Annotated in this window: 25 protein-coding genes; 6 read left to right on the top strand and 19 right to left on the bottom strand. The window is 29.7% G+C overall.

All coding sequences use genetic code 11. The features are described from left to right. Positions 1 to 45: 45 nt before the first annotated feature. The 12 genes from atpA to Q0842_RS13630 all read right to left on the bottom strand — a co-directional run bounded on the left by atpA (position 46) and on the right by Q0842_RS13630 (position 10,510). On the bottom strand, positions 46 to 1,626 hold the full coding sequence (gene atpA, locus Q0842_RS13575) for a F0F1 ATP synthase subunit alpha (RefSeq protein ID WP_298499131.1): 1,581 nt from the start codon (positions 1,624 to 1,626) through the stop codon (positions 46 to 48). A 28-nt stretch (positions 1,627 to 1,654) separates the two neighbouring features. Continuing rightward, complete coding sequence (gene atpH / locus Q0842_RS13580) at positions 1,655 to 2,191, bottom strand: ATP synthase F1 subunit delta (RefSeq protein WP_298499134.1); 537 nt, start codon at positions 2,189 to 2,191, stop codon at positions 1,655 to 1,657. A gap of 6 nt (positions 2,192 to 2,197) precedes the next feature. Then, a complete protein-coding gene (locus Q0842_RS13585; protein ID WP_298499137.1) occupies positions 2,198 to 2,698 on the bottom strand; it encodes a F0F1 ATP synthase subunit B in 501 nt (166 codons plus the stop codon). 73 nt (positions 2,699 to 2,771) lie between these two features. Then, on the bottom strand, positions 2,772 to 2,963 hold the full coding sequence (gene atpE / locus Q0842_RS13590; protein ID WP_298499142.1) for an ATP synthase F0 subunit C: 192 nt from the start codon (positions 2,961 to 2,963) through the stop codon (positions 2,772 to 2,774). Positions 2,964 to 2,995: 32 nt separating this feature from the next. Beyond that, positions 2,996 to 4,096, bottom strand: coding sequence for a F0F1 ATP synthase subunit A (atpB, locus tag Q0842_RS13595; RefSeq protein ID WP_298499145.1), 1,101 nt, complete (start codon positions 4,094 to 4,096; stop codon positions 2,996 to 2,998). 102 nt (positions 4,097 to 4,198) lie between these two features. After that, positions 4,199 to 4,597, bottom strand: a complete 399-nt coding sequence (locus Q0842_RS13600) for a DUF6168 family protein (protein ID WP_298499148.1) — start codon at positions 4,595 to 4,597, stop codon at positions 4,199 to 4,201. Further along, on the bottom strand, positions 4,594 to 4,836 hold the full coding sequence (locus tag Q0842_RS13605; RefSeq protein WP_298499151.1) for an AtpZ/AtpI family protein: 243 nt from the start codon (positions 4,834 to 4,836) through the stop codon (positions 4,594 to 4,596). Before Q0842_RS13605 ends, Q0842_RS13600 begins: the two co-directional genes overlap by 4 nt. Then, a complete protein-coding gene (locus tag Q0842_RS13610) occupies positions 4,784 to 5,212 on the bottom strand; it encodes a polymer-forming cytoskeletal protein (protein WP_298499154.1) in 429 nt (142 codons plus the stop codon). Before Q0842_RS13610 ends, Q0842_RS13605 begins: the two co-directional genes overlap by 53 nt. 16 nt (positions 5,213 to 5,228) lie before the next feature. Further along, positions 5,229 to 7,784, bottom strand: a complete 2,556-nt coding sequence (locus Q0842_RS13615) for a hypothetical protein (RefSeq protein ID WP_298499157.1) — start codon at positions 7,782 to 7,784, stop codon at positions 5,229 to 5,231. A 118-nt stretch (positions 7,785 to 7,902) separates the two neighbouring features. Continuing rightward, on the bottom strand, positions 7,903 to 8,598 hold the full coding sequence (locus tag Q0842_RS13620; RefSeq protein WP_298499160.1) for an ABC transporter ATP-binding protein: 696 nt from the start codon (positions 8,596 to 8,598) through the stop codon (positions 7,903 to 7,905). A 10-nt stretch (positions 8,599 to 8,608) separates the two neighbouring features. Then, the gene (locus Q0842_RS13625) at positions 8,609 to 10,087 is read right to left on the bottom strand and encodes a DUF5687 family protein (RefSeq protein ID WP_298499163.1); all 1,479 of its coding nucleotides are present in this window, start codon (positions 10,085 to 10,087) and stop codon (positions 8,609 to 8,611) included. 84 nt (positions 10,088 to 10,171) lie between these two features. Beyond that, positions 10,172 to 10,510 (bottom strand): PadR family transcriptional regulator, encoded by a 339-nt coding sequence (locus Q0842_RS13630; RefSeq protein ID WP_298499166.1) that lies wholly within the window; start codon positions 10,508 to 10,510, stop codon positions 10,172 to 10,174. Between the two features lie 117 nt (positions 10,511 to 10,627). Between Q0842_RS13630 and Q0842_RS13635 the strand changes: the two genes are divergently transcribed. Next, on the top strand, positions 10,628 to 11,686 hold the full coding sequence (locus Q0842_RS13635) for a ferredoxin--NADP reductase (protein WP_298499170.1): 1,059 nt from the start codon (positions 10,628 to 10,630) through the stop codon (positions 11,684 to 11,686). Between the two features lie 42 nt (positions 11,687 to 11,728). On the opposite strand, the gene Q0842_RS13640 is transcribed toward Q0842_RS13635, so the two are convergent. Together Q0842_RS13640 and Q0842_RS13645 are read right to left on the bottom strand one after the other, a co-directional pair. Then, positions 11,729 to 12,745, bottom strand: a complete 1,017-nt coding sequence (locus Q0842_RS13640) for a glycosyltransferase family 9 protein (RefSeq protein WP_298499173.1) — start codon at positions 12,743 to 12,745, stop codon at positions 11,729 to 11,731. Positions 12,746 to 12,792: 47 nt separating this feature from the next. Next, entirely contained in the window at positions 12,793 to 13,398 is a 606-nt protein-coding gene (locus Q0842_RS13645; protein WP_298499176.1) for a DUF4254 domain-containing protein, read from the bottom strand. Between the two features lie 134 nt (positions 13,399 to 13,532). Between Q0842_RS13645 and upp the strand changes: the two genes are divergently transcribed. After that, complete coding sequence (gene upp / locus Q0842_RS13650; RefSeq protein WP_298499180.1) at positions 13,533 to 14,192, top strand: uracil phosphoribosyltransferase; 660 nt, start codon at positions 13,533 to 13,535, stop codon at positions 14,190 to 14,192. Here the strand turns inward: upp and Q0842_RS13655 are convergent. After that, the gene (locus tag Q0842_RS13655) at positions 14,181 to 15,104 is read right to left on the bottom strand and encodes a DUF6427 family protein (RefSeq protein ID WP_298499183.1); all 924 of its coding nucleotides are present in this window, start codon (positions 15,102 to 15,104) and stop codon (positions 14,181 to 14,183) included. The genes upp and Q0842_RS13655 overlap by 12 nt on opposite strands. Positions 15,105 to 15,177: 73 nt before the next feature. Between Q0842_RS13655 and Q0842_RS13660 the strand changes: the two genes are divergently transcribed. Further along, a complete protein-coding gene (locus tag Q0842_RS13660) occupies positions 15,178 to 15,405 on the top strand; it encodes a uracil phosphoribosyltransferase (RefSeq protein ID WP_298499186.1) in 228 nt (75 codons plus the stop codon). Here the strand turns inward: Q0842_RS13660 and purD are convergent. Then, positions 15,400 to 16,671, bottom strand: a complete 1,272-nt coding sequence (gene purD, locus Q0842_RS13665; protein WP_298499189.1) for a phosphoribosylamine--glycine ligase — start codon at positions 16,669 to 16,671, stop codon at positions 15,400 to 15,402. The genes Q0842_RS13660 and purD overlap by 6 nt on opposite strands. An 87-nt stretch (positions 16,672 to 16,758) precedes the next feature. On the opposite strand from purD, the gene Q0842_RS13670 reads away from it, so the two are divergent. The 3 genes from Q0842_RS13670 to Q0842_RS13680 are packed head-to-tail and all read left to right on the top strand — an operon-like array spanning position 16,759 to position 20,332. Continuing rightward, positions 16,759 to 18,078, top strand: coding sequence for a phenylacetate--CoA ligase family protein (locus tag Q0842_RS13670; protein ID WP_298499192.1), 1,320 nt, complete (start codon positions 16,759 to 16,761; stop codon positions 18,076 to 18,078). After that, positions 18,075 to 19,160: a non-hydrolyzing UDP-N-acetylglucosamine 2-epimerase gene (gene wecB / locus Q0842_RS13675; RefSeq protein WP_298499195.1), complete on the top strand. Its 1,086-nt coding sequence runs from the start codon at positions 18,075 to 18,077 to the stop codon at positions 19,158 to 19,160. The genes Q0842_RS13670 and wecB overlap by 4 nt, the downstream gene beginning before the upstream one ends. Before the next feature lie 8 nt (positions 19,161 to 19,168). Beyond that, positions 19,169 to 20,332: a glycosyltransferase family 4 protein gene (locus Q0842_RS13680; RefSeq protein ID WP_298499198.1), complete on the top strand. Its 1,164-nt coding sequence runs from the start codon at positions 19,169 to 19,171 to the stop codon at positions 20,330 to 20,332. Here the strand turns inward: Q0842_RS13680 and Q0842_RS13685 are convergent. Genes Q0842_RS13685 through Q0842_RS13695 form a run of 3 tightly spaced genes read right to left on the bottom strand, consistent with a single transcriptional unit; the run spans position 20,329 to position 23,067 of the window. Beyond that, positions 20,329 to 21,681: an undecaprenyl-phosphate glucose phosphotransferase gene (locus tag Q0842_RS13685; RefSeq protein WP_298499201.1), complete on the bottom strand. Its 1,353-nt coding sequence runs from the start codon at positions 21,679 to 21,681 to the stop codon at positions 20,329 to 20,331. The genes Q0842_RS13680 and Q0842_RS13685 overlap by 4 nt on opposite strands. After that, a complete protein-coding gene (locus tag Q0842_RS13690; protein WP_298499204.1) occupies positions 21,682 to 22,671 on the bottom strand; it encodes a UDP-glucuronic acid decarboxylase family protein in 990 nt (329 codons plus the stop codon). A gap of 51 nt (positions 22,672 to 22,722) precedes the next feature. Next, complete coding sequence (locus Q0842_RS13695; RefSeq protein WP_298499206.1) at positions 22,723 to 23,067, bottom strand: hypothetical protein; 345 nt, start codon at positions 23,065 to 23,067, stop codon at positions 22,723 to 22,725. Positions 23,068 to 23,729: the final 662 nt, after the last annotated feature.

Consider the following 23,729-nt stretch of genomic DNA (forward strand, 5'->3'; position numbering starts at 1 on the left):
ATTTTAAAATATGAAATAGGATTCCTACGAAAGTAGGAATCGTTATTATGCTCTATATTTTCCTGATAAATCTTTAGCTACAGTTGTTAATGTATCTGTAACTTCATCAGTTAATTTACCCGATTTTAAAGTATCTAATATACCTCTGTGTTTAGCATTTAAGAATTCAATGAAATCTCTTTCAAATTCTTTTACTTTATTTACAGGAACATCTTTTAATAAGTTTTTAGACCCCGCATATATAATTGCAACTTGATCTTCAACTGTAAACGGATCGTTTTGAGCTTGTTTTAAGATCTCTACGTTACGTTTTCCTTTTTCAATTACGTTTAGAGTAACAGCATCTAAATCTGAACCAAACTTAGCGAAAGCTTCTAACTCACGGAATTGTGCCTGGTCTAATTTTAAAGTACCTGATACTTTTTTCATTGATTTAATCTGTGCATTACCACCAACACGAGATACTGAGATACCTACATTAATTGCTGGACGTACACCAGAGTTAAATAAATCACCATCTAAGAAAATTTGTCCATCTGTAATCGAAATTACGTTTGTTGGAATATAAGCAGATACATCACCCGCTTGAGTTTCAATAATTGGTAATGCTGTTAAAGACCCACCACCTTTTACTAAAGGTTTTAATGAATCTGGTAAATCGTTCATATCCTTAGCAATGTCATCATTATTGATAACTTTTGCAGAACGTTCTAATAATCTAGAGTGTAAGTAAAAAACGTCACCTGGATACGCCTCACGTCCTGGTGGACGACGTAATAATAAAGATACTTCACGGTAAGCAACAGCTTGCTTAGATAAATCATCATATACTATTAAAGCTGGACGACCAGTATCTCTAAAATACTCACCAATTGCAGCACCTGCAAAAGGAGCATAAACTTGCATTGGAGCAGGATCTGATGCATTTGCTGCAACTATAGTAGTATAAGCTAATGCGCCTTTTTCTTCTAATGTTTTAGCAATTAAAGCAACTGTTGATGCTTTTTGTCCAATAGCGACATATATACAAAATACAGGTTCTCCTGCATCATAAAATTCTTTTTGATTTAAGATTGTATCAATACAAACTGCTGTTTTACCTGTTTGACGGTCACCAATAACTAATTCACGTTGACCACGTCCTACAGGAATCATTGCATCAATAGATTTGATACCAGTTTGTAATGGCTCTGTAACAGGCTCACGGAAAATAACTCCAGGAGCTTTACGCTCTAGAGGCATTTCGTAAGTTTTACCAGAAATAGGTCCTTTACCATCAATAGGGTTACCTAAAGTATCAACAACACGACCAACTATACCTTCACCTACATTAATAGAAGCAATACGTCCTGTACGTTTAACTGTAGAGCCTTCACTAACTCCTACTGAAGCCCCTAGTAATACAATACCAACGTTATCTTCTTCAAGGTTTAGTACAATTCCTTCTAATCCGCCATCGAATTCTACTAACTCGCCATATTGTGCGTTAGATAATCCGTAGGCACGAACAATACCATCACCTACAGTTAATACAGTTCCAACTTCATCCAATGAAGCGCCCGCTTCAAAACCTGAAAGTTGTTGTTTTAAGATTGCTGATATTTCAGCTGGTTTTACTTCTGCCATCTTATTATTTATTTAGATCTTAAAGATCTTAGTTTAATGTAAATTCTTGTTTTAATTTATTTAACTGATTTGCAATACTAGCGTTATATTGCATATCTCCAATACGTAAAATGAAACCTCCTAATATGGTTTCATCAATAATATTTTCTACTTCTACATCCTTACCAGTAAGCTCTTTAGCTTTTGCTAAAACTTTCTTCTTTAAATCTGAAGATAATTCTACAGCTGTAGTTACTGAAGCAACTTGAATACCTTTTGACTCATCAAACAACTGAATATATTTTGAAGCTACATGACCTAAAATATCAATTCTGTTATTACTATTTAATGTATCTATAAGGCTTAGTGTACTTTCATTAGAGTTTTTAAATATATCTAATAACGTTGCTTTTTTAACTGAAGAAGAAACTATTGGACTTTGAAGCGCATCGCTCAATTCTTTGTTACCTGCAATTGTATCAGCAATTAACTTCATGTCAATATTAACAGCATCTGCTGCTTTTTTATCTGTAGCTAAGCTTAATAATGCTTTTGCGTAACGTATTGCTGCTCTTGCTCCTGCCATTATAACTTAGTTTAATGATTTTTCACCTAACATAGTTTCAACCAATTGTAATTGCTTGTCTTTGTTAGATAATTCGGTGCGTACTACTTTTTCAGCAATTTCTACTGATAAGTTAGCTACTTGAGATTTTAAATCTGCAATAGCAGCTTTCTTTTCAGATTGAATACTTGCTTGTGCTTGTTCAATAAGTTTAGTAGCTGTTTCACTAGCTTCAGCCTTAGCATCTTCAATCATCTTATTTTTCATGTCGCGTGCTTCTTTTAACATTTCTTCACGCTCTGCTCTTGCTTCTTTTAATAACTTTTGGTTATCTGCTTGAAGATTTTGCATTTCTAATTTTGCATTTTCAGCAGATTTTAGTGCATCTTCTATACCACTTTCTCTCTTCTCAACAGCATCAAGAATTGGTTTCCAAGCAAATTTTCTTAAAAGTAAAACTAACCCTATGAACAATACTAATTGCCAAAAGAATAACCCTATTGAAAACTCATTTATTAACTTTTCCATTTATATCTATGATTTTTATAAATATTAAATTTAAAAACAGCTTTAACCAACCGTTAAAGCTGTTTTAGCTTTTTTAAGCTGCAAATAAAGCAGCAAATCCAATACCTTCAATAAGTGCAGCTGCGATAAGCATTGCTGTTTGGATTTTTCCAGAAGCTTCTGGTTGACGTGCAATAGCATCCATTGCTTGTCCACCGATTCTACCAATACCTAATCCAGCACCGATAACAATTAAACCAGCTCCTACGAAATTTAAACCTGTCATAATATATATATTAAAAATTAAACATTCTTTTTTTAGTGGTCGTCGTGATGTTCTTCAACCGCCGAACCGAAATATAAAGCAGATAACATTGTAAAGATATATGCTTGTAATGCAGCCACTAAAAGTTCTAACAATGATAAAGCAAATGCTAAACCAAATGATAATGAACTTCCTAACCAGTTTTTAAATATAAACATTAAACCAATAATACTCATTAATACGATATGTCCTGCAGTAATATTTGCATACAAACGAATCATTAATGAAAATGGTTTAATAATAGTACCTAGTAACTCAATTGGAGCTAAAATAATTTTCATTGGCACAGGTACACCCGGCATCCAGAAAATGTGTCCCCAATAGTTTTTATTAGCAGTAAATGTTGTTAACACATATGTGATTAAAGCTAAAGCTAAAGTCACAGCTATGTTATTGGTGACATTTACACCTAATGGAGTTAAACCTAATAAATTGATAATCCAAACAAAAAAGAAAACCGTTAATAAATAAGGCATATATCTTTTGTAGTGCTTTTTACCAATATTTGGCAATGCTATATCATCTCTTATGTAAAGTATTATTGGCTCTAAAAACCTACCAATACCTTTAGGCATATTTCCTTTTTTGTATTTTTTAGCCATTCCGCTAAACATAAAAAACATAAGTAGTCCTACTAAAAATATTGTAAATACGTTTTTAGTTATGGAGAAATCTAGTGGTTTTTTATTTGTTGCATGATGATGCTCGTCTAAAGTAATAGTGCCTGCAGCATCTGTTTTATAAATTTTATTGTGGTGTAATGCGTAATGATTACCATCAACCTCTGCGACAGATTCACCATGATGAAATTTTGAAGAAGAAAACACTTTTAATCCATTATCCCATAAAATAACTGGTAATGGAAACCCAATATATTTATGCTCTCCACTATCGGTAGTGTAGGACGTTAAACTAAAATCATACGAATCTAGTAAGTGATGATTTATATACTCTTTTATTTCTGTTTTTACATCTTGTTTACCTTCTACTTCAGGAGCAATTTCCTCTAAATGCATTGATTCTTGAGAAAAAGAAAGACTTGTTACAAATACAAATAATAAACAAATAGTTTTTAAAGACATTACGTTATGCATATCACTTATTATGAATAGTGGCTTAAAAATCGGTGCAAAGGTATACTTTTATATCAAAAGCAAAAAAGAAAATTTAATATTATTTACTTACTTATCTCATTACTAATTATAATTATCCAAACTATTTAAAAACTTTGACAATATAATACTCTCAATTATTAGGCAAACTACGTATGGAATAAAAAAAGTTAAAAACTCTAATCTACTTAAATCACCATCTGAATTATACTCTGGATAAAAAAGAAAAAAAAAGAATACAAATTTTAGCATACTAGCTGCCATAAAAATAAATCCTAATTGATCTTTTAGTCTTTTTCTTAACATAAATAAAAGTACAATAACTCCACAAGCTAATAACACATTTACCCAATATGAATAAAATAACTGACTAAACTCAACTGAATTGGCAATTGATGAATTTATAAATAAATGAATAAAAAACGCTATGGATGCTACAAAAATCACCGTTAAGCAATTTGTAATAAGTTTTTTTAATGTCAAGGGTTTAGCTTCTTTATTTGTTGTAGTACGGTATACAAAGAAATTGAAACTCCAAGTAAAGTACAAATAATTAAAAAGGTTTTTGAACCGCCATCAAATTTACCATCTAACCATTTGCCTAATAAAACAAAAAGATAAATGGTTACACCCATCTGTATAGCTATTCCAGATAAAGCGGCAATTTGTTTAAGCTGTTTTTTCTGGTTTAGATTTTCTTTGTTGGATTGCTTGTTCGCCATTATTAATATCTTTTACTGCACCTTTCATTGAACAAGTAACATTAAACGTTGCTCCAGGCTCAACTGCTAATTTAGCTGCAACTACCTCTCCTTCTAAATGGGCTGTTGCTTTTAGTGTTAATGTACCAGATAAAACTAATTTTCCAGAAAACTTTCCTTCAAAATAAGCATCGGTTCCATTTAATGTTCCTTTTATTAATCCAGATTTCCCTACAACTACCTTGCCCGACGTATTAATGTTTCCTTCAATAGTACCGTCAATTCTTAAATCACCTTTACTTGTAAAATCGCCATGCATTTTGGTGCTTTGCGCGATGATATTTTGACTTGATGCGCCTTCTGCCATTTGTTTATCTTTTTTATTATCAGAGAACATAATGAATGTGTTAAGTTTAATTATTATCTATATTCAAATAGGCATCCAAATTTTTATGGATTTGAATGATTTGATAATTTGTAGATGATGCTACAAAATAAGGGGCTGTAATTTTATTTTGATCTTCTTCAGTTAGTAATTGATTGAAAGTTTTTGCAACTTGCGCTGTTTTTATACCATGTACCACTACAAATTTAGTGTTTGTATCATAAACATCTATTGAAGCGTTTAACTTATAGTATTTAACATTTTTTAATACCTCATCTAAAGTTTCTTTAAAACTAGAAATAGTTTCTGGTTGTGGGTTTTTAAATTGAAAAATTACTTTATAATTATCGGGTATACTATCTGTTTCTTGAGCAAATTCTTTGTTAGCTATTTTTGGTAAAAAATTAGATTCTATATTTTGTGCCTGTTTCCCTTCTGGGGTATTAGCGTAAGTAATTGCTAAATAATTTATTGCTTTCTGGTAAGCTTCATAACCGTATAAGCGACCATTTGCAGTAGCTTTTAATAGCTCGAATTTTGGCACCATAGCTTCACCATCGAAGGTTTTTATATATTCTTCACTTTTTGATATAACGGAAAGATAATCTTGGTTTTCATGCTGAATATATAAAGCTTCATATAAACTTTCTGGACTGTTTTCGTCTCGTTGTGTCACCAATTCTGGATTTTTTAATATGGTTGCATATCTAGAATCTGGATATTTAGCAATAATCTCCTCTTTGGCAATAGAGGCTTCATCATTTGAACCAAGCAATTCGTAAATTTTATACAAGTTATATTTTGAAGGTAATACAAGTCTTTCTTCTGGGTTACTGTTTAATAGATTTTGAAATTTGTTTTTTGCTAAATTATATTCCTTAAACTTTTCTTTATAAATTAATCCTAATTGATAATAAGCGTAATTACGATCTTTTGAGATACTGTCTATTACTTTTTCTTCGGTTGGAATTTTAGAGATATAATATTGAGGATCGAAACGTTGTTCTTCTGATGCTGAGTCTACAATATTGCTAGCACCACCATTACTTGGGTTATTTAAAACTCCTTTGCTTGACCATCTCCAATTGTCTTCAAGTGGTCTATCACCCCAAAACTTTACAAACTCATTCTTACCATATGCTACAGTTGTAGGATTGTAAAAATAAAAGTTATTGGACGCTTTATTAGGTACTCCTATTCTGTTTGGTTGAGCTCCAATATTATTGGTTGCTAAGCCACTATTACGTTGGGCAGCTTCTTCTTTTTCTTTTTCGGCTTCAGCCTTTGCTTTTAATTCTTCAACAAAAGATTCAAAATACGCCAGTTTATTAACTTCTGGCATATTTACCAATTTTAAAATACTATCATTTACTGTAGCAATAGATTCGTAATAAATAACATCTTTTAAATTATCGCGTTTACGTTTTATAATACGGTAAGGTTTAGAATTGAGTGTTAAATTACTCATCGTACTATCATAATACTGCCCTGCATCGGCATAAACAGATGCATCGAAATTCATGTCTCCTAAAGTTTCATAATTTTTTGCTTTAAGAAGATTATCTCGCGTATCTGTTCGTAAAGATTTGTTATAATATTTTACGGCTAATGAATCGGAACCATTTTGTAAATGATACATGCCTATTTGATGATAAATTTTATCTAAAAACGGGCGATTTTCTCTATTTTCTTCCAGTTCGTTAAGTAATTCGGTCATTTCTAACTTATCACCATTTTCAAAATCGAAATTTTTAATTTTTTCTAAATATGAAGAAATCATATAGATTCTTGGTGTTCTTCTATTAAGTTCAATCACCTTATCAAATGCAATATTGGCACTATCTTTATAACCTAATTGATTATATAATTGCCCTTGTATAAAACGATAACGACCACGCTCATCATTATTTTTTGTAGCATTTGATGCGATTTCTAACTGCGTAATAGCAGTATCTATAATTTTAGTGTTTAAATACGCTTGGGCAAGTATAGATGTTGCATCGGCTAAATCTTGACCTTCTAAATCTTCTTGTTTTAAAAGACGTTTTAAGTTTTTAATAGCTAACTCATTATTATCTAATCTAATATTTGCTTTTTCGCGCCAAACTTTAGCTTGATTAATTTTATCGCTTGCAGGGTATTTATAAAGAATGTAATTAAAAGCCTCTAGAGCAGGTACAAAACGTTGATCGAAATACCTAGCTTTTCCTAGCAATAAGTATGCTTCGTCTATTTGAGGATTCTTTTCTTTTCCATCAATATTTATACTGTGCTTTTGTATTGCTTTTGCAGCTTTTTCTTCTGCTCTTGAAAAGTTTTCATTTTTAGATTGACCTGGTAATACAATGTCTTCAAATATCTGCATACGCTCTATTGGCAATACTTCCCAATAGTTATCAAAATAAGCATCATTAAGTGATTGTTTACCTTGTTCTAAAGCATTGTACCCGTTGTAAAGTGCATTATATTCGGCTGTAATAGCATGAAAATTTCTATTGATAAATTTATCCTTTTTCCTTGAACAACTTAATGTTAGAAATGTTGAGAAAATAACTAATAGTATGGCTTTAGTAGGTGTTTTCAATGCTGGTGTTTTTAGTCTAAATAATAACTATAAACTCTTGCTATTATTATATAGAGTGGTAAAAATAAGCATCTTTTTGTATTTACCTAAAAAATGTAACGACTTTTAAATAAAAGGCTTAGTTTGCAAAATGTGCTTCAAGCTCTTTTAAAGTTACCGCACTAGTTTCTAAATCTTTTACAACTTCTCCTTTTTCTAGAACTACTATACGCTGGCAAACATCTGTAACATGCATTAAATCATGACTAGAAATTAATACGGTAACTCCTTGTTTGTTAGCTAATTCTTTAATAATATTTTTTAACCTAATTTGAGTTGTAGGGTCTAAATTTGCAAAAGGCTCATCTAAAATAATTACTTCTGGATTCCCAATAAGGGCTGCTACAATACCAGCTTTCTTTTGATTGCCTTTACTTAAATCTCTCAAATATTTCTTTTGACCAAGTATTTCTCCATGAAAAAAATCTTCAAACTCAGAAATAAGGGTATCTACATCTGCTTTATTTTGCCCTCTTAGTTCGCCAATAAAATAGAAATACTCTTCTGGTGTTAAATATCCAATTAAAAAACTTTCGTCTATAAATGCCGATGTAAAAGGTTTCCAGTCTTCACTTTTATTAACCTGTACATCGTTACTTTTAATATTACCCGTTGTTGGTTGAATTAAATCTAAAAGCAAACTAAAATAAGTTGTTTTTCCTGCTCCATTATTACCTACTAAACCAAAACTTTGGCCTTTAGGAATTTCTAATGATTCAATACTTAACACTTGATTACCATTGTATGTTTTAGATAAATTAGACGTTATTATCATAATATTATTATTAGTTATTTTGATCGAAAGCATCAATCATTTTATATTTTGAATCTATATATTTTTGAGTAATTATTTTCATTAATTTTTGATGAAAAACAATACCTACTACTCCAAGAATTATTAAGACTAAGCAAGCTATCTCAAAACCTATTAAAAAATAGAAAACCGCAAATATACCCATTGGCAAAAGCAATAAAGGGATACCAATTAGCCATTGTACAGCCCCTGTACCTTGATAGTTAAATGCTGCTTTTTGACTTAAATTTATTTTTTTTCTGTTAAAGGACCCCCCTAATAAAATAACATGTGTGTTTACACCAATATTGTAAATAGCTGCAGCAAAATGAGCTACTAAAACTTTCCAACCAAAAAACACATATGGTATTCCTAAAACAAAAAGAATCAATACACTTATGGCCATTAAAGTGAATTTAGACTTTAAATACTGTTCGTATTTAAGGTTCTGACTCATAAGCAACTTGTAATAACTACTATCCCAGGCTGGTATAAATTGCCCAAAGTTGATTAAAAATATTCCTGTAGAAAATATACCAACAAAAATGTAAAATGGCGTTAAATTTTTAAATTGTGGATTAGTATAAATAAACAAACCATAAAGCAAACCTATAACCACCATCCAAATTGATGATTTGGTTCGTTTATTACGCCAAATTAATTTTAAATCAAGCTGTAAAAAAGGGGCAATGTCTCCAAAGTTTTTTGTCCAATCTAAATTTGAAACATTAACTTCTTTGACTTTTGTTTTTAATCCACTATCTAAAAACAGTTTTTGTCTTAATAATTTAAAATTAAAAGCATAACACAAAAGAAGAATTAATAATGGTATTATAATTAAAAAAGGGGTTTTATAAATTGCATTGAAACCATTTCCTAACAACTCATTTAAGGGAACGATATTAAAATGATTTAAAGCATATAAGGCTCCAGCAATAACAATAATAGGCAGAAAGGACAATTCAGTTTCGGCCGAAAAACTTTCAATAATAAAGTTTAAAAAGTTAATGATAAGAACAACAAGAATTAAAGCAGCCATCCAAATTAGAACATTAACTAAAGGGTAATCTTTAAATATTAACGTAATACCAAAAGGAATAATAGCAAATAATGGTAAAAAATTAAAAAAAGAAAAAGCAGATTTACCTAAAACATAATTTACAACCTTACTTCTTTTAACGGGTAATGTTAATAGTGGCTTTACACTCATTACAGGAAGTTTTTGAAAGAAAAAACGAATTACTAAATCCCCAATAACCCAGTAAAACAAAAAACTATTTACAAGCAACAAAGGGTCTTTATCAGGAAAAACTTTTTTTAATCCAGGGTAGAGGCCAATACCCATTATTAAAAATACAGCGATAAAATAAAGGCTTAAAAAACCCATAAATATTTTAATACCCAAACTTTTACCAAAACTAGCTGACCTAAAAAAAGCTTTCCATTCTAAACTTAAAAATTGTTTTATCATTCTGGTGGTTTTAGTTTCCTTAAAAGTAAGTGTTCTAAAATATTAAAATGTTACATTAAATATTAAAATTATATTTATCTCGTTTTATTCATCTCTGTATTTAGGGTTTACTAAAGCACGCATGTTTCTTATATAACTTTCTAGTTCAGATAATTTTTTTACTGTTTCTTTTGTTCCAGCTTCAGTTAGCTTATAATATTTACGAACTCTATTACCAACATATAAAACCTCAACATCTAACAAGCCTTGATCTTTTAATTTGTGTAGCGCAGGGTATAAAGCGCCTTCTGTTAATTGAAGTTCGTTTTTTGTTATATCTCTTACCTTTTGTGTTATCTCATAACCATACATTTTATCATGCTCGTTTAAAAGTTTTAAAATAATGGTTGTAATACTGCCTTTATATAGATTTGTGTTTTTCATCGATAGTTCAAATATATACATAATATAATTATGCATTATATTCTTATGTATTAATTTTTATAGAAAAAACAAGCTTATTTTTATGGGCTTCACTATTTTTGTTAAAAACCATTCTGTATGTCATCATTTCATAAATTATCAGTAAAAAATATAAAGAGAGAAACGGAAAAAGCAATAAGTATTTCGTTTAATCTTCCTGAAAATCTAAAAGATACTTTTGCTTTTAAAGCAGGACAATATATTACTTTGAAAACCGAAATAGATGGCAATGAAATTCGCCGTGATTATTCGCTATGTGTATCTCCAAAAAGTGGTGAATTAAAAGTAGCTGTTAAAGAAGTTAAAGATGGTACCTTTTCTGCTTATGCAAATAATACATTAAAGGTAGGAGATACTATTGAGGTTGCTCCGCCAAAAGGTCGGTTTACTTTTGAACCAAATGATTCTAAAACTAAAAACATTGCACTTTTTGCTGCTGGTAGTGGTATTACTCCAATATTAAGCATTATAAAATGCGCCTTAGAGGAAGAAATACACAGTAAGGTTATATTGGTTTATGGAAATAAAACAACAGACGATACTATGTTTCTAAATGAACTTTTAGACTTACAACATGAGTATAAAGATAGGTTTTCAATACAGTTTGTATTTAGCCAGCAAGACGAAGATGATTCAATTTTCGGTAGGATTGAAAAAAGCACGGTTAATTATGTGATGAAAAACAAACATAAACATGTTGAAGTTGATGCCTTTTACTTATGTGGTCCAGAAGCTATGATTGTTACTATTAAAGATGTTTTAATAGATCATGATATTGATAAAGACAGAATTCATTTTGAGCTTTTTAAAGCATCAAAACCAGACGAAGTTGAAGAAGTGAATGTAACATCTTCAGGCAAAACAAAAATAACAATTACCGTTGATGATGAAACTACAACTTTTGAAATGTCTCAAAAACAAACAGTTCTTGAAGCAGCTTTAGATGAAGATTTAGATGCACCATATTCTTGTCAAGGAGGTATATGTAGTAGTTGTTTAGCTAGAATTACAGAAGGTGAAGCTACTATGAGACAAAACAATATTTTAACTGAAAATGAAGTTGCTGAAGGTTTAATTTTAACTTGTCAAGCACACCCAACCACCCCTACAATAGCAGTTGATTTTGATGATGTTTAACACAACACAAAACCCTATATTATAGCTTATTAATAGGTTTATTTAAACAATAGATTTAATTTTACTAATAACTGTTTCCGGAGAAATACTCCCCGAAACTTCTATATAGCTATCAGGATATTTATTTCCGTAAACTGAAGTTGGTATTAAAGGAAACTTATTTCTATCAGGTAATAATGCATGATGCTCTGGTTGATTAAATGGTGAAAAACCTGCAAAAGGATGTGTAACACCCCAAATAGAAATAACTTTTACTCCTAACATAGCTGCAATGTGCGCATTTCCTGAATCCATGGATAGCATAACATCTAGATTAGATATAATATCCATTTCTTCATCAAGTGTTAATTTTCCAGCTAAATTTATTGTATTATCAAAATTGTTTTGGTAATTGTTTAGAATTTCAGACTCCTGCTTACCTCCACCAAACAAAATAATATTGTAATTAATTGATAAGTTTTCAATAACAATTTGCATTAAATTTAATGGGTATCTTTTGCTTTCATGTGCAGCGAAAGGAGCAATTCCGATACTCTTTTTTGAAGTATCTCCTATTAATTTTTTAAGCTTTGAGTTTAAAACCACTTTTTTAGGATAAGTGGGGCTTTTTAAATCAACTTTATATCCTAATTGCTCAAATACATCGGCATATCTTTGATGAGTTGTTTTAAGCTGCTTAAATGCTTTACCTGTAATTAAAAGCTTTTTTTCTTTTCTACCTTTATCAACAGAAATAAAACGCTTACATATAATAAACTTTTTTAGAATTTTACTTCTAAGTACATTATGCAAATCGGCAACACAAAAAATATCTTTTTTATTAAGAGTTTTTGCCAATTTATATAAACCAAATACACCTTTATGTTCGCCTTTTACATCGGCAGAGAATACCTCAACACGTTCCAAATCTCTAAAAAAAGGTTTAAAAAAAGCTTTTGTTAAAACCGTAATTTTTAGTTCTGGATATTGAAGTGTTAATGCTCTTAAAACAGGTATAGTCATAGCTACATCTCCCATTGCAGAGAGACGTATTACTAGAATATGTTTTTGTTTTGACATCTCAAATTAGGGTAGAATTTCTGGAAGTAACTCAGAACAACTAATGTTTACTTTTGAGAACGAAGTACAGGGTTTAGCTCGTCATCATTATACATTTTCATTTGCTTGTATACTTTCATGTATTTATCACCCTTTTCAATATCACTTAAAAGCGTATCGATAGCAGTTGATAAATCAACACGTTGTTCCAATAAAACATCTAATTTCTTTTGGCAAGCAGCTTTATGTTCTGAAGAAGCATCCTTACGTGTAGCTTCCTCATTCATATGATACACTTTTAAAGCCAATATAGAGAGTCTGTCTACACCCCAAGCAGGGCTTTCTGTATTTATAGTAGCTCCAGGTTTTACTGTAGTATCTTTATATTTTTCTAAAAAATAACTATCAATATACTCTACCATATCAGTTCTGTCCTGGTTAGAAGCATCTATTTGACGTTTCAACGTTAATGCGTCTACTGGATCTATTTGCGGATCACGAATGATATCTTCATAGTGCCATTGAACTGTATCAATCCAACATTTTCTATATAATAAATGCTCTAGTAAATCGCTTTCTGAGTAAGCATTTTCAAAAGGTTGATCTACTGTATTAATAATATGATATTTTTCAATAACATCTTGAAAAATTTTATTGGCTTTACTTGTGAACATATGTGTTATTTTTTGTGCTACAAAACTACGTAAATTATATAAGAATGTTAAATATCAAAAAACTTGAAATAGATAAAAATAAATTTCTAATTGTGTTTCATTAACTTTACTTCACGAAATTTAGATTTTAACCTATGACAATTCATAATTTATCCCTACAAAATTCCATATTAAATAATTTCTTAACAGAAATTAGAGATGTTGACATACAAAAAGATAGTATGCGATTTAGGAGAAATATTGAACGTATTGGTGAGATTTTAAGCTATGAAATGAGTAAAAACTTAAGTTATAAATCTGAAACGGTACAAACTCCCATGGAAAAATGCACCATCAATTTACCAGAAAATGACATTGTTTTATGTTCTATTTTAAGAGCTGGTGTTCCTTTGCATAATGGTTTGTTAAATTATTTTGATAAGGCTGAAAATGCTTTTATTTCTGCTTATAGGCATCATAAACATAATCCTGAAAGTTTTGAGATTATTGTCGAATATTTAGCTTGTCCAGATTTAGAAGGCAAAACTCTTATTCTTGCAGACCCAATGCTTGCAACAGGGCAATCTATGGTAGCTACTTTTGAAGCTTTAAAGCCTTTTGGAAAACCTAAAGAAGTGCATCTAATAAGTGTTATTGGCGCTCAAGATGGTGTTGATTTTGTAAAACAAAATTTTGATTCTAATTCACATTTATGGATTGCTGCAATTGATGAAACCTTAAACGACAAAGGCTATATAGTACCTGGTCTTGGAGATGCTGGAGATTTGGCTTATGGTAAAAAATTACAACATTAATAATAGAAAAGGAACCAAAATTAATACAGCTAGAAATACTTCTTTAAACCACTTTTCTTGAATAACCTCAATGTAATTGGCTATAATGATAGCCAAGGGAGCAAATAAAAACAAAAACTCACTACCGTTTTTATCTGGTGCTTGTATAACAATTAAAAAACCTATTATTGCCGCTATAATTATTGTTTTAAAAGAAGCCCTAAATGCCTTTTTCTTCTTTTTTATATTTTTTAAATAAAACATGGAAGACCATATACCAAAAGAAATTAAAAGTGTAATTGCTATTAAATATTGAATAGAATTATAATTACTAAAATCGTAACTAATTTTAGTAGACTGATTAAATACACCTAAAAAATTATCATAAACAACTAAAGAAAAACAACTAGTTATTATAAAAACAGTTGTAACTCCTAAAAAAGGAATGATCCAATGTCTAATATTATTATCTGTGTAGAGGACAAGCGATAAAACTATTAACACAAAAAAAAGAATAGACCAAAAATAAAATATTGCCGCAATTGCAATCCAAAAAGCTGCATCAAAAAGTTTTTTCTTAGTATTATTAAGAGAACGTAAACTTACTATTCTTCTTAACCCTAATAACACAAAAAAATTAGATAATATGATGTTTGAATTGCTGGTTGACTGCGTTATGAATAACAAAAAAAGACTAAATAATAATATTTCATAATTGTTATTGTTGGTTAAACTGTTTTTGTTGACTATGAAATTTAGAAGTAAAATCGAACCAAAAAGAATAAAAAAAAGTACGATTTGCTGTATTACAAAATCTATAGATATTGCTTCATGAACTTTACCAACTCTAGCAAAAATGAACGCTAAAAGTGTAATAAAAAAAACAATTGCAAAATATAATGGTCTAGATTTATTAAAAAAGCTTGTAATCATTAACTGTTTTTGTATTTTTGCTTTGTAAATATACTAACTATAACATGGTTATAAAATAATTAAAAAACATCTCATGAAAGATTTCTTTTACGCAATACAAGATTTATTTGTTAATGTTCTTTTTGCTCCTATGGATGCTATTAGAGCGCTAGAATTAGAAAATTGGTTTGCAGCAAATATAATATCTTGGATTTTTATATTAATAGGTTTTGTAGCAATGGTTTACTGGATGCTACAACTTAGAATATTTGATCAAAACAATGAAGAAGATAAAAGTATATCTTCTCACTCATTTTTATAAATCGAATCCAATATCTTTACGATAATACATCTTATCAAAATGTAGTTTTTCTATGCTTTGGTAAGATTTTTTTATGGCTTCTTGATACGTATTCCCATAAGATGTAATTGCCATAACACGCCCTCCCGAAGTAACTATTTTTTCATCTTTTAGTTGCGCTCCTGCATGAAATGCTATTGAATCTTTTATATCATTTACACCTGTTATCTCTTTACCTTTTTCATACGCTTCTGGATAACCGCCGGAAACAGTCATAATTGTTGTTGCTGCGCGCTCATCAATTTCAATATCTATTTTATCTAAAGTACCATTAGCCATAGCTAACAAAATTTCAACAAAATCGTTTTTTAATCTTGGTAAAACTACTTCGGTTTCTGGATCACCCATTCTAACATTATATTCAATAACCTTTGGATCGTTACCAACTTTAATAAGACCTATAAAAACAAAACCTACATAAGGTAAATTATCCTTTTTAAAACCTTGTATTGTTGGTTTTACTATACGTTCTTCAATTTTATTTAAAAATTCGTCTGTTGCAAAAGGTACTGGAGAAACCGCTCCCATACCTCCTGTATTTAATCCTGTGTCACCTTCTCCAATGCGCTTGTAGTCTTTTGCTGTTGGTAAAATTTTGTAATGCTCACCATCAGTTAATACAAAACAGCTTAATTCAATACCGTCTAAAAATTCTTCAATAACTACTTTAGTGCTTGCTTCACCAAATTTAGCATCAACTAGCATACTTTTTAGTTCTGCTTTAGCCTCATTCAAATCATTTAAAATAACAACACCTTTTCCTGCTGCTAATCCATCTGCTTTTAAAACGTAAGGAGCATTTAAAGTTTCTAAAAATGCATAACCTTTTTCTACAGTTTTTTTTGTAAAACTCTCGTAAGCTGCGGTTGGGATGTTATGACGATATAAAAACTCTTTTGCAAATTCTTTACTACCCTCTAACTCTGCTGCCTTTTTTTGTGGCCCAATAACCGATATATGTTTTAAAGCCTCATCATTTAAAAAATAATCATGAACACCTTGTACCAAAGGGTCTTCAGGACCAACAACAACTAAATCTATATGATTATTTAAAACCAATTCTTTTATAGCTGGAAAATCTGTAACACCTATGTTTATGTTTGTTGCTACTTGTGCAGTACCAGAATTACCAGGTGCTACAAATAGTTTTTCGCATTTAGGGCTTTGTGCAATTTTCCAAGCAAAAGTGTGTTCTCTTCCTCCAGAACCAAGTATTAAAATATTCATAGTTTTTCGTTGTTTCAGCAAAAATAAAATTAATGCCTCGAATACACGAATATTTTTTATTTACTTTACAAATTATATGTTTTTAACGTGAATTTATTTGATTTTTCTTTACAATTAAATGGCTTTCCTATTAAGGAAGCTTCTGGTGTATTAAAAACAATTCATAAAATAAATGATAGTGATTACTTAGCTTACATCAATTCTAAAAAAAATGATATTGTTAAGTTCCATTTAGAAAATAATATTTTTTATAAATCTTTTACAAATAATATTGATGTTTCCAATTGGAATTCGGTTCCAATAATGACAAAAAAAGATTTACAAAAACCACTACAAGAAAGACTTTCAAAAGGTTTTAGCAAGAATACTATTTATATTAACAAAACCTCTGGTTCATCTGGGCATCCTTTTATTTTTGCTAAAGATAAATTTAGTCATGCCTTAACTTGGGCAATTATTCAAAATCGTTTTGGATGGTATAACATAAATTTTAATAGTTCCAAACAAGCTCGTTTTTATGGTATTCCATTAGATAAAAAAGGATATTACAAAGAGCGTTTTAAGGATAAAATTAGTGGTAGATTTAGGTTTTCTGTGTTTGATTTAAGCGATCGTACTTTTGAAAAACATTTAGAGAAATTTAAATCAACGTCTTTTAACTATATTAATGGTTATACAAGTGCCATTGTTCAGTTTGCTAAATTTCTTAAAAAGAAAAACTGTGTTTTAAAAGATGTTTGTCCATCTTTAAATGCCTGTGTTGTAACTTCTGAAATGCTATTTAAAGCCGATAAAAAACTATTAGAAACACAATTTAATGTACCTGTTATTAACGAATATGGCGCCTCTGAACTTGATTTAATTGCTTTTGAAAACCCTAACGGAAATTGGCAAGTTAATAGTGAAACCTTGTTTGTTGAAATTCTTGATGAAAACAACAATGTTTTGCCATATGGTGAAGAAGGGCGCATTGTAATTACCTCGCTTTACAATAAAGCACACCCATTTATAAGATATGATATTGGGGACGTAGGAACCCTTTCAAAAGCAAGTACTCTAAAAACACCTATTCTTGAAAAGTTAGTAGGGCGAACTAATGATGTTGTAATTTTGCCAAGTGGGAAAAAAGCTGCTGGTTTAACCTTTTATTACATTACTAAAAGCATTATAGAAGATGATGGAAATGTGAAAGAATTTGTAATTAAACAATTAAAGCCCAATACTTTTAAAATTATTTATGTTAGCTCAGAAATACTTTCCAAAGAAAAAATAAAAACAATTAATACTGAAATTGAAAACTATCTTGAAAAAGGACTTATTGTTGAGTTTGAAAAACAAGATCAATTACTTCGTTCAAAAAGTGGTAAATTGAAGCAGTTTTCTTCCTACTTAAATCAAAATACATGAATATAACCATAGTTGCTGGTGCAAGACCTAATTTTATGAAAATTGCTCCAATTATTGAAGCCATTCAAGAAAAGAAAAAAGAAGGTTTTAATATTAATTATAGGCTTGTACATACTGGTCAACACTATGATAAAAATTTAAGCGGCACCTTTTTTGAAGAATTAAATATTCCACTACCAGATAGTAATTTAGAAGTAAAAAGTGGCACTCAAGCAGAACAAACTGCGGCTATTATGATAGGTTTTGAGGAAGAACTTAAGCAAAACCCTTGCGATTTAGTTATGGTAGTTGGCGATGTAACATCCACCATGGCTTGTACAATTGTAGCAAAAAAAGCACATATTAAGGTCGCACATGTTGAGGCTGGTATTCGTTCTGGAGATATGAAAATGCCAGAAGAAATTAATAGAATTGTAACAGACAGTCTGACTGATTATTTTTTTACCACTTCAAGTTATGCAAATAATAACCTAATAAAATTAGGGGTTTCAAAATCAAACATTTTTTTTGTAGGTAATGTCATGATTGACACCTTATTAAAAAATAAAAATAGACTTAAAAAACCATCTATTTGGAATAATATAAGCCTATCTGAAAAAAAATATATGGTCATGACGCTTCACAGACCTAGTAATGTAGATGAAGAAGATCAATTAAAAAAAATAATAACTCAAATTGTATACTTAGGTAAGGATTACCCTATAATTTTCCCTGTTCACCCAAGAACTCAAAAACTTTTAAACAACCTAAACTTAAACTTTGACAACCTACATTATGTTAATCCTTTAGGGTATTTAGAGTTCAATTTTTTAGTTAAACATGCTTTTGCGGTAATAACAGATTCTGGAGGTATAACAGAAGAAACTACCGTTTTAAACGTGCCTTGTTTAACTTTGCGCGACAGTACAGAAAGACCAGAAACTTGTGATATTGGTACTAATGTTTTAGTTGGAAGTGATGTTGAAAAAATTAATACTACATTTAATATATTACTTTCAGGAACTTGGAAACAAGGAAAAATTCCAGAACTTTGGGATGGTAAGGCTGCGAAGAGAATTATCCAACACTTAATATCTATTTGAAGTTACAAATGAAAGATATCCTAATTATAACCAATTATTTTCCGCCTGAAACAGGAGCAGCTTCAAACCGAATTTTTCATTTAGCTGAAGGTTTACAAAAACATGATATCAACGTTACCGTTTTAACACCTTTACCTAATTACCCTAAAGGAAAGATTTTTGAAGCATATAGAGGTCGTTTTAAGCACACTTCACAAAAAAACAATATAACTATTAGCCGTTTGTGGATTTACGCCAGTAATTCTAAAAATAAACTGTTGCGGCTTTTGGCCATGCTATCTTATAGTATGAGTTTAATTTGGTTTTTTACATGGAATAAAATTCCAAAAACAGTTATTATTCAATCGCCTCCATTACTAGTTGCTTATACGTCTGTATTTTTTCTCCGCTCTAAAAAAAGAAAACTAATTTTAAATATTAGTGATTTATGGCCACTATCTGGATTAGAGCTAGGAGCTTTTAAAAAGAATTTTAGCTATAAACTATTAGAAAAGATTGAACGATTTAATTACAAACATGCTGATTTAATTTTAGGGCAAAGTGAAGAGATTATAGCACATGTAAAATCTATGTTTTCTGAAAAACCAATGTTTTTATATAGAAATTATCCAGACTTTGAAACTGTAAAACCAAGTCATGAAATAAATACAAAAGAAAAGCTTAAAATGGTTTATGCTGGATTATTGGGTGTTGCTCAAGGTGTATTAAAACTTTGTGAGCAGTTAGATTATAACAATGTTCAATTTCATATTTATGGAGCAGGAGCAGAACAAAAAGTAATTGAAAACTTAATTGAAAATAGACCAGAATTAGATATTGTTTATCATGGCGAGGTTTCAAGACATGAGTTGCACCAAGTAATAACAAAATACGATATTACCATAATTCCATTACTTAACAGGATTTATGGATCTGTACCTTCTAAAATATTTGAATATGCACGATTAGGAATGCCTATGCTATATTTTGGTGGTGGCGAAGGAGAACTCGTTATAGATAAATATGAATTGGGCTGGATTGCAGAATCAAGTAATTACGAAGATTTAAATCTTAAAATATCAAAAATAAACCCTTTAAAATTACAATCTGAAAACAGAGTTAAAATACAAAATACAGCTAATAAAAACTTTAATTTCAATACTCAATTACAACACTTAGTAGATTATATTTAATAAGCCTTCTCTTCGCCTTTTAAAGCATTAGTAAGTGTTTGAAAAGCTATTTTAAGATCTAGTAGTAACGACCAATTCTCGATATAAAAAATATCATATTTTACACGGTTTATAATATCTTTATCCGTTTCTATTTCACCTCTAAATCCACTTATTTGTGCTAAACCTGTTATACCAGGTTTTACAAAATGGCGTACCATAAATTTATCTATTCTCTGCGCATACATATTGGTATGGCTTACCATATGAGGTCTTGGTCCAACCACAGACATATCGCCAAACAATACATTAAAAAACTGAGGCAATTCATCTATACTCGTTTTTCTTATAAAAGCTCCAATTTTAGTAATTCTTAAATCACCTTTTGTTGCCTGAGATAGATGTGCATTTTTATTTGGTGTCATAGATCTAAACTTATAACAATCAAACTCTTTATAATTAAATCCGTTTCTAGATTGCTTAAAGAATACAGGCCCTTTAGATTCTAGTTTAATAAGTATCGCTAAAATTGGGGTTAACCAAGATAAAACGAATACAATTATGAATAAAGAAAACAAAATATCAAATGACCTTTTAACAAACTGATTTACTGATTCCTGTAGCGGTATTTCTCTTAACGATAATATAGGAATGTAGTCGTAATATTCGTATTTAAGTTTCTTGGAATAAATGTCCTTATTATCTGGAATAAATTTTAATTCTCTTAGGTTATTATCAGCAAAATCAATCAACCTATTTATTTGTTTGTTTGATAGCTCTGAAACCGAAAAATATATTTCGTCTATATTGTTTTCAATAATATAATTGAAACAGTTTTCTAAAGAGAAACTTTCATCTTTGACACTAAATTTAGCTTCAAACTTATAACCATAATCAAGTCTTGTATTAAATGTTTTTATAAGTTGTCTGGCTTTTTCATTACTTCCAATTACAATAACTCTCCTAATATTACCTCTTAGTACTGTTCTATATTTTTTTAATAAGTAAGTAGTTAAAAATTTAAAAATGGTAATTAAAACAAAAACAAACATTAAGTATTCACCTAAAGCTAGTCTGCTAACATTTGGCTGTTTAAAAAAGCCAATAAAAGCATATAATGCAATTGTAAAAAAAATAATTTGCCTAAATAAAACTGGAGTTATTTGGATTAGCCTTGTATGCCTATGTACTTCGTAAAAATGGTTTTTAAGCGCAATTATTATCCAAGAAATTGAAATATATAAACAAAATATGTAACTGTTTTTTAAATTTATATCAAAATAAAAAACAGTCATGTTAATTATCACTAAGTCTATAAAACTAAATAAAGGTTTTATTAAACTTGAATATCTTCCCTTTTTGTAATTCACTTATTTCTTTATATGTTCTTTAAAATTTTTATGGTCGCTCTTGTAAAGTTCTTCTTGAGATAAAGACTTAAAATATTCATAAGTAATCTTCATACCTTCTTCTCTACTAATCTTCGGCTCCCAATTTAGTACTTTTTTTGCTAATGTTATATCTGGTTGCCTCTGTAATGGGTCATCTTGAGGTAAATTTTTATAAATTATACTTTGATTTGTTCCTGTAAGCTTTATAATTTCTTCTGCAAACTCTTTAATTGTAATTTCGTTTGGGTTACCAATATTAACCGGATTTGAATAATCGCTTAATAATAATCTATAAATACCTTCTACTTGATCATCTACATAGCAAAAAGATCTGGTTTGAGAACCATCTCCAAAAACAGTTAAATCTTCTCCTCTAAGAGCTTGACCAATAAAAGCAGGTATTACTCTACCATCGTTTAGGCGCATTCTAGGACCATAGGTGTTAAATATTCGTGCAATGCGTGTTTCTAAACCATGAAATCTATGATATGCCATGGTTATAGATTCTTGAAAACGCTTGGCCTCATCATAAACACCACGTGGTCCAATAGTATTTACATTGCCATAATAATCTTCAGATTGAGGATGCACTAATGGGTCTCCATAAACTTCGGAAGTAGATGCAATTAACATACGTGCATTTTTAGCTTTTGCTAATCCTAAAAGATTATGCGTACCTAAAGCTCCTACTTTTAAAGTTTGAATTGGTATTTTTAAATAGTCTATAGGACTTGCTGGTGAAGCAAAATGCAAAATATAATCTAAGTTACCTCTTAGCTCAATAAAGTTTGTTACATCATGAGCTACAAACTCAAAATATTCTAAACCCATTAAATGTTCTATATTCTTTTTATCTCCAGTAATAAAATTATCCATGGCTACTACATGGTAACCCTCTTTTATAAACCTATCACAAAGGTGTGAGCCTAAAAAGCCTGCTGCCCCAGTAATTAAAATCTTTTTTTTCATATAAAAACTAAACTTAACAAAAAATCTTGTTGAATATTAACATAAAATATTTTAAGACTCTTTTAATTCTTTTCGATTCTGGTTTGCTTCAACTATAAAATATCCACTTATTAAAAGAAATATCAAAGGTTGATTGGCATCTGACAAGAATCCACTCGAAAAAAAAGCCGTTAGCCCAACAGATGCTAAAATAAACAAATAGAACCTACTGTAATTTGTAAATTGAAAAAATACTTTGAAAAAACAGAAAAATATATAAATACCTAAAACACCAAAAAACACATACAAGTCTAAAAGCCCAAATTCTGCTCTAATTTCATGAAATTTTGGACCTCCAAAAATAAAATTTGGCAACCTCCAAGACTCTAAAATTAGTTCATTAAACGTTTTTACCATTAATTGATCTCGGTAAGAAACAATACTCGTTATGAGTCCATTCTCATTATATATATCTAAAAATATTTGAAATTTTGATGTTAAAAATAATTTTATGTTTGAGTAAAAAATAAACGTAAAAAAGATAATGGTTAATAGTAAAGTATAAAACTTAAGATTTTTATAAAGTTTAAATTTAAAAAAATGATATATGAATAATAATACGAGGAAAAAATACACCTTTTTTGTCCCTATGAATAAGGAAATTATTAGTGTTATTACCAACTCTAAACTGTTTTTTGATTTAAAGAAATATCTATAATAATAGTAAAGTATAAAAAATATAAAATAATAACTACCCTGGTTACTTGTGTTGTAAAGCCCCATATAACCAAATCGGTTACCATAAATATATGTTCTAAAAGGGCTAAAATCAAAAAAGAAACCCCATAAAATAAAAATAATATTTATAAAAAATATAATGGTATAAAACCTAAGATGCTGATTATTATAATAACCAGAATTAATTAAAGGAAAAAAAGTTATAATTGTTAATGGCCAAAATAGATACCTACACAGGTATAAAAGGTTTCCGGTAAATAAGGTTACTAGACTAGTATTTGATTTTATTGTTATTTGACCAAGAACAAAAACAGATAAAAGTATTATAAGAAAAACAAGAA

The organism is uncultured Algibacter sp., from assembly GCF_947495675.1.
Classification (GTDB): Bacteria; Bacteroidota; Bacteroidia; order Flavobacteriales; family Flavobacteriaceae; genus Algibacter_B.

Excerpts from the sequence above, each read along its gene's own strand:
- atpA (WP_298499131.1), bottom strand. The coding sequence starts at position 1,626 with ATGGCAGAAGTAAAACCAGCTGAAATATCAGCAATCTTAAAACAACAA.
- atpH (WP_298499134.1), bottom strand. The coding sequence starts at position 2,191 with ATGGCAGGAGCAAGAGCAGCAATACGTTACGCAAAAGCATTATTAAGC.
- Q0842_RS13585 (WP_298499137.1), bottom strand. The coding sequence starts at position 2,698 with ATGGAAAAGTTAATAAATGAGTTTTCAATAGGGTTATTCTTTTGGCAA.
- atpE (WP_298499142.1), bottom strand. The coding sequence starts at position 2,963 with ATGACAGGTTTAAATTTCGTAGGAGCTGGTTTAATTGTTATCGGTGCT.
- atpB (WP_298499145.1), bottom strand. The coding sequence starts at position 4,096 with ATGCATAACGTAATGTCTTTAAAAACTATTTGTTTATTATTTGTATTT.
- Q0842_RS13605 (WP_298499151.1), bottom strand. The coding sequence starts at position 4,836 with ATGGCGAACAAGCAATCCAACAAAGAAAATCTAAACCAGAAAAAACAG.
- Q0842_RS13610 (WP_298499154.1), bottom strand. The coding sequence starts at position 5,212 with ATGTTCTCTGATAATAAAAAAGATAAACAAATGGCAGAAGGCGCATCA.
- Q0842_RS13620 (WP_298499160.1), bottom strand. The coding sequence starts at position 8,598 with ATGATAATAACGTCTAATTTATCTAAAACATACAATGGTAATCAAGTG.
- Q0842_RS13625 (WP_298499163.1), bottom strand. The coding sequence starts at position 10,087 with ATGATAAAACAATTTTTAAGTTTAGAATGGAAAGCTTTTTTTAGGTCA.
- Q0842_RS13630 (WP_298499166.1), bottom strand. The coding sequence starts at position 10,510 with ATGAAAAACACAAATCTATATAAAGGCAGTATTACAACCATTATTTTA.
- Q0842_RS13635 (WP_298499170.1), top strand. The coding sequence starts at position 10,628 with ATGTCATCATTTCATAAATTATCAGTAAAAAATATAAAGAGAGAAACG.
- Q0842_RS13640 (WP_298499173.1), bottom strand. The coding sequence starts at position 12,745 with ATGTCAAAACAAAAACATATTCTAGTAATACGTCTCTCTGCAATGGGA.
- Q0842_RS13645 (WP_298499176.1), bottom strand. The coding sequence starts at position 13,398 with ATGTTCACAAGTAAAGCCAATAAAATTTTTCAAGATGTTATTGAAAAA.
- upp (WP_298499180.1), top strand. The coding sequence starts at position 13,533 with ATGACAATTCATAATTTATCCCTACAAAATTCCATATTAAATAATTTC.
- Q0842_RS13655 (WP_298499183.1), bottom strand. The coding sequence starts at position 15,104 with ATGATTACAAGCTTTTTTAATAAATCTAGACCATTATATTTTGCAATT.
- Q0842_RS13660 (WP_298499186.1), top strand. The coding sequence starts at position 15,178 with ATGAAAGATTTCTTTTACGCAATACAAGATTTATTTGTTAATGTTCTT.
- purD (WP_298499189.1), bottom strand. The coding sequence starts at position 16,671 with ATGAATATTTTAATACTTGGTTCTGGAGGAAGAGAACACACTTTTGCT.
- wecB (WP_298499195.1), top strand. The coding sequence starts at position 18,075 with ATGAATATAACCATAGTTGCTGGTGCAAGACCTAATTTTATGAAAATT.
- Q0842_RS13680 (WP_298499198.1), top strand. The coding sequence starts at position 19,169 with ATGAAAGATATCCTAATTATAACCAATTATTTTCCGCCTGAAACAGGA.
- Q0842_RS13690 (WP_298499204.1), bottom strand. The coding sequence starts at position 22,671 with ATGAAAAAAAAGATTTTAATTACTGGGGCAGCAGGCTTTTTAGGCTCA.
- Q0842_RS13695 (WP_298499206.1), bottom strand. The coding sequence starts at position 23,067 with ATGGTAAAAACGTTTAATGAACTAATTTTAGAGTCTTGGAGGTTGCCA.